Raw genomic sequence first — 6052 nt, forward strand, 5'->3', positions numbered from 1 at the left:
GCAATGACTCAAACTCTAGAATTTTTGACTGAAACGCCAAGCGATCGCACGATATCTTATTCTCTAGTTGTCGAGCGATCGCCCCTGATAAATACTAAAATCTCTTCATGGGCGATCTACCTATCCTCATTTCTCAATTAAGTGGTGCAAACACTTCATTCGTAAAGCTGCCATGCAAACCATAGGGAATATGATGTTTTAGATGCAGCCGTGCAACTGGTCTTTTATTAAAATCACTAGCATCTAAAATCACCACATCTGAACGGTGATGAGTCGAATCATAAACTAAAGCCAAGACCCAGCCATCATCTTCTTTGTCAGAACCTGGACGCGGTACAAAAATCGGCTAACTGACAAACCCACGCGGTGCAGCACTCCAAAGTTGTTTTTCCCCAGATTCTAAATCTACCTTGACAAAAGCTTGCAAAGGTGCATTACCAGTTTTGGCATCAGCCGCACCCATGTATAAATAACGATAGGGGTGTCCGACTTTATCTTGATGCACGCTAATTGTCAAAGCGTGTTCGTAAAGTTGAAAAGTCTGCATATCAATTTTATTTTGGATTTTAAATTTTGCGAAAAGTTTGAGCGGAGGTTTCCTCGGTTCGCGATTATGCAAAGTTGCCGTTCGCGGAGCGTCTCCCTCTGGGAGAAGGCATCAAAGCTTTTCAAGACGGATTTTGGATGAAAATTGGCAATTAAAAATTGGGGAAATTTCCCACTCCCTAATTTCTAGTCCCCAGTCTCCAGTTATTGGAATTTGGGATTGAAAATTGGCAATTAGGAATGGGGAAATTTACTAGTCCCCAGTCCCTAATTCTTAGTCTCCAATTTCTTGCTACTCAACTACTTCTGACTTTAGTTCTCGCATCATCAATTCAGGCATCAAATCAGGTACAAATGCTTGTTCTGTATTGTTTGCTGATGTTGGGGGCAATGTTTTTGCTATTTCGCTTTGGGAGTCCGCAGTCGGCAGCCAGCTGAGGAATGGCAACGGTAAAAGGTGACTGAGGTTAGCAATGACTACTAACAACCACATAGCATCGAAGTTTGTCTCGGTAATGCCTAGCTGATGCATCAGTACTGCCCCTAACTCCTGGGAAATTAGTCCAGCTAAGTTTGTAATCGACATTAAGAGGGCAAATAATGTAGCTTCCACTCCTGGGGGACACAGCCTCGCTGCTAGCACCAATACTGGCATATAAGCAATTTGCGCCATCACTGCGACAATGAGATTATCACCGATACTAAACCAGTGGTCATCTATACCCAAAGCCCGATTTGTGTGAGTTACCAGCAGTAGCATTGTCATTCCCAAAACTGTAGAAATAACCGTACTCCAGCCAAAGATGACGCGAAACGGAACGGTTTTCAGGAAACGCTGAAAAATCCAGACACCAACAACAGAGGCAATACTCGTTACCAAACGCACTTGCCCTAAAAATTCTGGTTGAAAGTGTAGTTCGTTGGTACTGAAAAAGAAAAAGGCTGATTCAGTGCTTGGCGTTGCTTGCAAGATGAAGAGAAACGCTGTTGGTAGCCAAATCGCTTTTTGAGAAACGGCTTTGCATAATTGCCCCAACTGATGCTTGATTGTTGGGGAGTTGCTGCTATTGTTATCTTCCTTGGTGAGGCAGTCTTCGTCTTGGTGCGTGCGAAGGGTGGGAAACTGCCTATGATGTTGGGTTTTGCTTACGGGTGTTTCCGCAATCAACCAAGCTACCCCGGAAACGATGAGGGGAAATGAGGCTGTAATCAAAAATATATTGCGGGTAGTGAAATGCTCTAGGAGCATTCCGCTAAAGTAAGCTGTGAGCAAACCTCCGAAGGCGAAAGTACCCCATGTAAGGGATTGTAGGGAACCAGCTTTTGCTTGAGATTCTCCTCTAGCGCGTTCGACAACCAGTGAGTCAACTATGACATCACTGACGGCGACAGATAAAGAACTAAGAGCGATCGCACTAGTAGCTGCCCAGGCAGTATGAACAATTGTTGCGAGGCTCACCCAAGAAATTGCTCCGAGTATCCCTGATAAAACCAAGTATGGACGCCGACGGTAGCCAAAGATCGGCAAGCCATCGGAAATAAAACCAAACAGTGGCTTGATAACCCAAGGTATAGCGACAATACCCATTAGTGCTGCAACCTGAGCCGGACTCAGCAACAGTTCATCTTTGAGGAAAAAGCTGACTGCTAAACGCGCCAAGCCTAAGATTCCTTGGACTAAGTAAACAGTAAGAATGGCAAATAATTCGGCAGAGGGTTCGTTGCCAAATAAAATTTTTTCTGTTACTGAGTCTTTTACCTTAGACAAGCCAGAGGAGGAAATCAGCATTTGGTAAACAAATTTTAAGTTTTCTCGACTTTTATTATGATATCGATTTTCGCACATTGGGCGATCGCTTCAAAGGAAGATATTGAAACCCAAAGGTTATAATTTTGGTTGTATTGTGGCATATCATCTTTCCGCAGAGGAAAACTCTTTAGCCAACGCGATCGCCGCATTCTGTCCGCCAAACCCAAAACTCAAACACAACACTTGCCGAATTTCAGCTTCACGCGCTGTCGTTACGAAATCTAAATCAAACTCAGCTACTTTCAGCCCTACACAAGGCGGTAAAATTTGATTCTTTAATGCCAAAAGGGAAAAAGCCACACCCAAAGCTCCCGATGCTCCTAATGTGTGACCTGTAGCGCCTTTAGTCGAACTAACTGCCACCTGTTTCGGAAATAACCGCTGTATCACCATACTCTCTATCCGGTCATTCATCTGAGTAGCCGTACCGTGAGCATGAATGTAATCAATATCCGAGAAGGTCAAGTGACTGCGTTCTAAACATTGCTTTACACAAGCGATCGCACTTCTTCCCTCAGGCTCTGACGAGTTAGCATGATATGCATCCGCTGTCAAGCAAAAACCGAGAATTTGACCATATATTTTTGCTTGACGCTGTTTTGCTAACTCTGCTGATTCCAAGACAAACACAGCGGCACCTTCGCCTAAAACCAAGCCTTCACGGTGTTTATCAAACGGATAAGCCCCTGTTTTCGCGCTTGCACCCATTTGCTGAAACCCAGTTATGGTTAGCGGTGTAACCGGTGCTTCGACTGCGCCGACAATTACTCGCTGACATTGCCCAGTTTGGATGAGTAAAACTGCTTGAGCGATCGCCCAAATTCCTGTAGCACATGCAGCCATCGGTGCTAAAACTATCCCAGTTGCCCCGATTTGTCGCGCTGCGGCGATCGCATTCATATGCGGCAAAGTGTCCAACCAAGAAAGAGGAGGGAGGGATGGGGGGAGGGGGGGATGGGGAGAGGGGGAGAGGGGGGGATGGGAAGAGGGGTGGAAAGAAGAATTATTCTCCTTGTCTCCTTGTCTCCTTGTCCCCTTGTCCCCCTTGTCCCCCACGCCCGTCGCCCAAGTCTTTCTTGCCATCTCTTCCCAGGAAGCTTGATGACTGCGACTTGAGCCGATGACAACGCCACAATCGGACAAAGGCTGAATTAATCCAGCATCTTTCAAAGCCGAATCAACAACCAACTTCGTTAGCATTCTTAACTCAACTGGTTGCTTACCAATCAATCCTAGAGGACGTGGTTCTAAATCTGGAAATGGTTGATGTAATTCAATTCCAGATTTACCAGCAATTAACTGCTGCCAACTATCCTCTAAGCTTGTACCCAAAGCGGAAACAAGACCAATACCAGTGACAACAACATCAAGCAATTCTAGGGAGTGGGGAGTAGGGAGTGGGGAGTGGTTAGTTGTAGTTTTTGACAAATAACAACTAACCACCAACAACTAACAATCTCGAAGGTTACTTACCGCCATTTTTCAAGTTTTCTGTACCTTGGGTGACTTTAGCCGAGTCAATGCGATCGCCTTGCTGAATTTTGTTAACTACATCCATTCCTTGGGTGACATTGCCAAATACGGCGTAGTTACCATCTAGAAAGGCGAGATCGGCAAGTGCAAAATAAAACTGGGAGGAAGCAGAGTCTGGTTGTTGCGATCGCGCCATTGCTACCGCACCAAGTTTATGTGTCAAAACAGGCGTTTCAGTAATCGTCTTGCTGTATACTGGCTGCTGGGCACCTTTTGGCTTAATTTCTAAAGGTATAGAGCGCTCAGTTCCAGTTTTTGGGTCAACAAAACCACCTGTTCCCAAAAGTTGTGCTGGTGTCTTCGGGTCTTTACTTTTGGGATCGCCACCTTGAGCCACAAACGGTTGCGGTTGGCGCACTACTCTATGGAAAGATAACCCATCATAAACACCCCGTTGCACCAAATCGACGAAGTTACCAGCGGTAATTGGGGCGTTTGTGCCGTCTACTTCGATAGTAATCGGCGAACCTTTCACGGTCATCACCACAGTAGCCTTACCTTCGAGTCTTGGTAAATCTTTCATTCCGGGGATACTCTCACTATTTGTATTTTGAGATACAGAGCTAGCCTCTGTAGTTGTCTTGGTGCTTGCTTCTGTAGCTGCTGAGGTCGCATTTGAGGATGGGGAAGCGTTATTAGAAGCAGACTGCTGCCCTGAACATCCCCCCAACATCAGTCCACCGACAATCACTAGAGCAAGTAAAAACTGTGGAATTTTTAAGCGCATTGTTACTTACAAAAATTTTCGGCTAGTTTTCCATTCCACTTTTTCGGTCATGTGGAATGAAAGACTACACAGGTACTAAGCATACCCGTCAAAATGCTATCTTAAACCACCAGTGCTGTTTGCCGAATATTTAATCTTTTTGGAGAGATTAATTAGTGAGCGCTGTACTCGCTCAAAATGTCACTCTTCGTGCCTGCTAACGACAAAATATTCAACGAATAATGTGTGTGACACGCAGCTTTAGTCCTGCTAATCCACGCAGGAGTCTGGGAAAGTTCGATTTTTGCTGTTTGCCGACGAGTCGTGATTTTCCGCAAAATCTAAAATTCTTTAAAGTCCTTCTAAGGGAACTTGCAAAAAGCGGGCTAACTCGGCGCCTTTAACTTCTAACTCTGTTAGCGATAATGGTTGACCTACCCGTGTTAGGGGAATATCTCGGCGACCTTTAGCTCGCAGGTAAAGAGCGCGACGCGGATTTAGACCTTCTTTAAGATCGACTCGCACAGATTGCACATCTTGTGCTGCAAAGTCAAGGTCAATGCGGCGGTTTTTGCCAGGAAATCCCCAGCGGAAAATTTTTATTTTGCCAGTTGAGCGATCGAACTCGTTGTATCCGCCTCCCACATCCCATAAAATTACTAACCACAGGTATAAGGCGAAAAGAAAGCCAGCAAGGGAATATAACCCCATTACCAATCCTTGAGGGACGAATACCAGTTGAGTTGGATCGCTAACTATGAGTAAATTGACTTTGAGGTAACTGGATATCGCTGCCAGCAAAAAGCCTATAGACCCTAAGGTAACGATAGTTGCCCACAAGTAGTTGCTGAACCGACGAGAACCGAGAACTTTTTGATGCAGAACGTTTGTAGCGGAGCGATCGCCTTTGTTAATGGTTGTTGATGCCGTCATTGAACTACCTACTTCGCGTAATATCTTCCCTAAAAAAAGTCTGCCATCCCAAGAGGATGTATTGCAAGGACAGTTTCAAGACTTAACTTTTAAGATTTCTGAGAAAACCTGTGTCAAATTGTAAAATTTCTGATATTCATATTAATTAAGAGTCTCGTGTTTGATACCTGATTTACTTTCCGTGGATCGACGCAAACCGGGCAAAATGTGATAAGTTAAGAATCATTAAGTTACCACAAGCTAAATTTAGCAGTAAGTGGTGATTATGAAGGCACAACTGAGAAATGGCGCTGATTAAGTCGGCATCTCAGAATCTCAGCAGCATGTAAGCTGGTGAGAGTGTCAAAAAAACGTTAATTCCTCAAAACGTGAAAAACGTCGCAATTTTAGGAAAAAAGAGGATTTTAGTGAAATGACCATTGCAGTAGGACGCGCCCCCAGTAGAGGGTGGTTTGACGTACTAGACGACTGGTTGAAGCGCGATCGCTTCGTATTCGTAGGTTGGTCAGGGATATTATTATTCC

The 6052-nt window shown here is 44.8% G+C and carries 5 protein-coding genes and 2 pseudogenes; 2 read left to right on the forward strand and 5 right to left on the reverse strand.

Features of this window, described 5'->3' with window-relative positions:
• Positions 1-3: 3 nt before the first annotated feature.
• Entirely contained in the window at positions 4-141 is a 138-nt protein-coding gene (locus AABK37_RS26950; protein ID WP_432554578.1) for a hypothetical protein, read from the forward strand.
• Here AABK37_RS26950 and AABK37_RS26955 read toward each other — a convergent pair.
• The 5 genes and pseudogenes from AABK37_RS26955 to AABK37_RS26975 all read right to left on the reverse strand — a co-directional run.
• Positions 134-508: pseudogene (locus tag AABK37_RS26955) on the reverse strand (carotenoid oxygenase family protein); the annotation flags it as partial. The gene AABK37_RS26950 and the pseudogene AABK37_RS26955 overlap by 8 nt on opposite strands.
• A gap of 330 nt (positions 509-838) precedes the next feature.
• Complete coding sequence (locus tag AABK37_RS26960) at positions 839-2335, reverse strand: folate/biopterin family MFS transporter (RefSeq protein WP_432554581.1); 1497 nt, start codon at positions 2333-2335, stop codon at positions 839-841.
• 123 nt (positions 2336-2458) lie between these two features.
• A complete protein-coding gene (locus tag AABK37_RS26965) occupies positions 2459-3730 on the reverse strand; it encodes a beta-ketoacyl-ACP synthase (protein ID WP_432554582.1) in 1272 nt (423 codons plus the stop codon).
• A gap of 91 nt (positions 3731-3821) precedes the next feature.
• Positions 3822-4616: a peptidylprolyl isomerase gene (locus tag AABK37_RS26970; RefSeq protein WP_432554579.1), complete on the reverse strand. Its 795-nt coding sequence runs from the start codon at positions 4614-4616 to the stop codon at positions 3822-3824.
• 330 nt (positions 4617-4946) lie between these two features.
• Positions 4947-5528 (reverse strand): photosystem I assembly protein Ycf4, encoded by a 582-nt coding sequence (locus tag AABK37_RS26975; protein WP_432554580.1) that lies wholly within the window; start codon positions 5526-5528, stop codon positions 4947-4949.
• Positions 5529-5940: 412 nt separating this feature from the next.
• Between AABK37_RS26975 and AABK37_RS26980 the strand changes: the two are divergent.
• Positions 5941-6052, forward strand: a pseudogene (locus AABK37_RS26980) (photosystem II D2 protein (photosystem q(a) protein)); the annotation flags it as partial.

This window comes from Tolypothrix sp. VBCCA 56010 (assembly GCF_050875635.1).
Lineage (GTDB): Bacteria > Cyanobacteriota > Cyanobacteriia > Cyanobacteriales > Nostocaceae > Hassallia.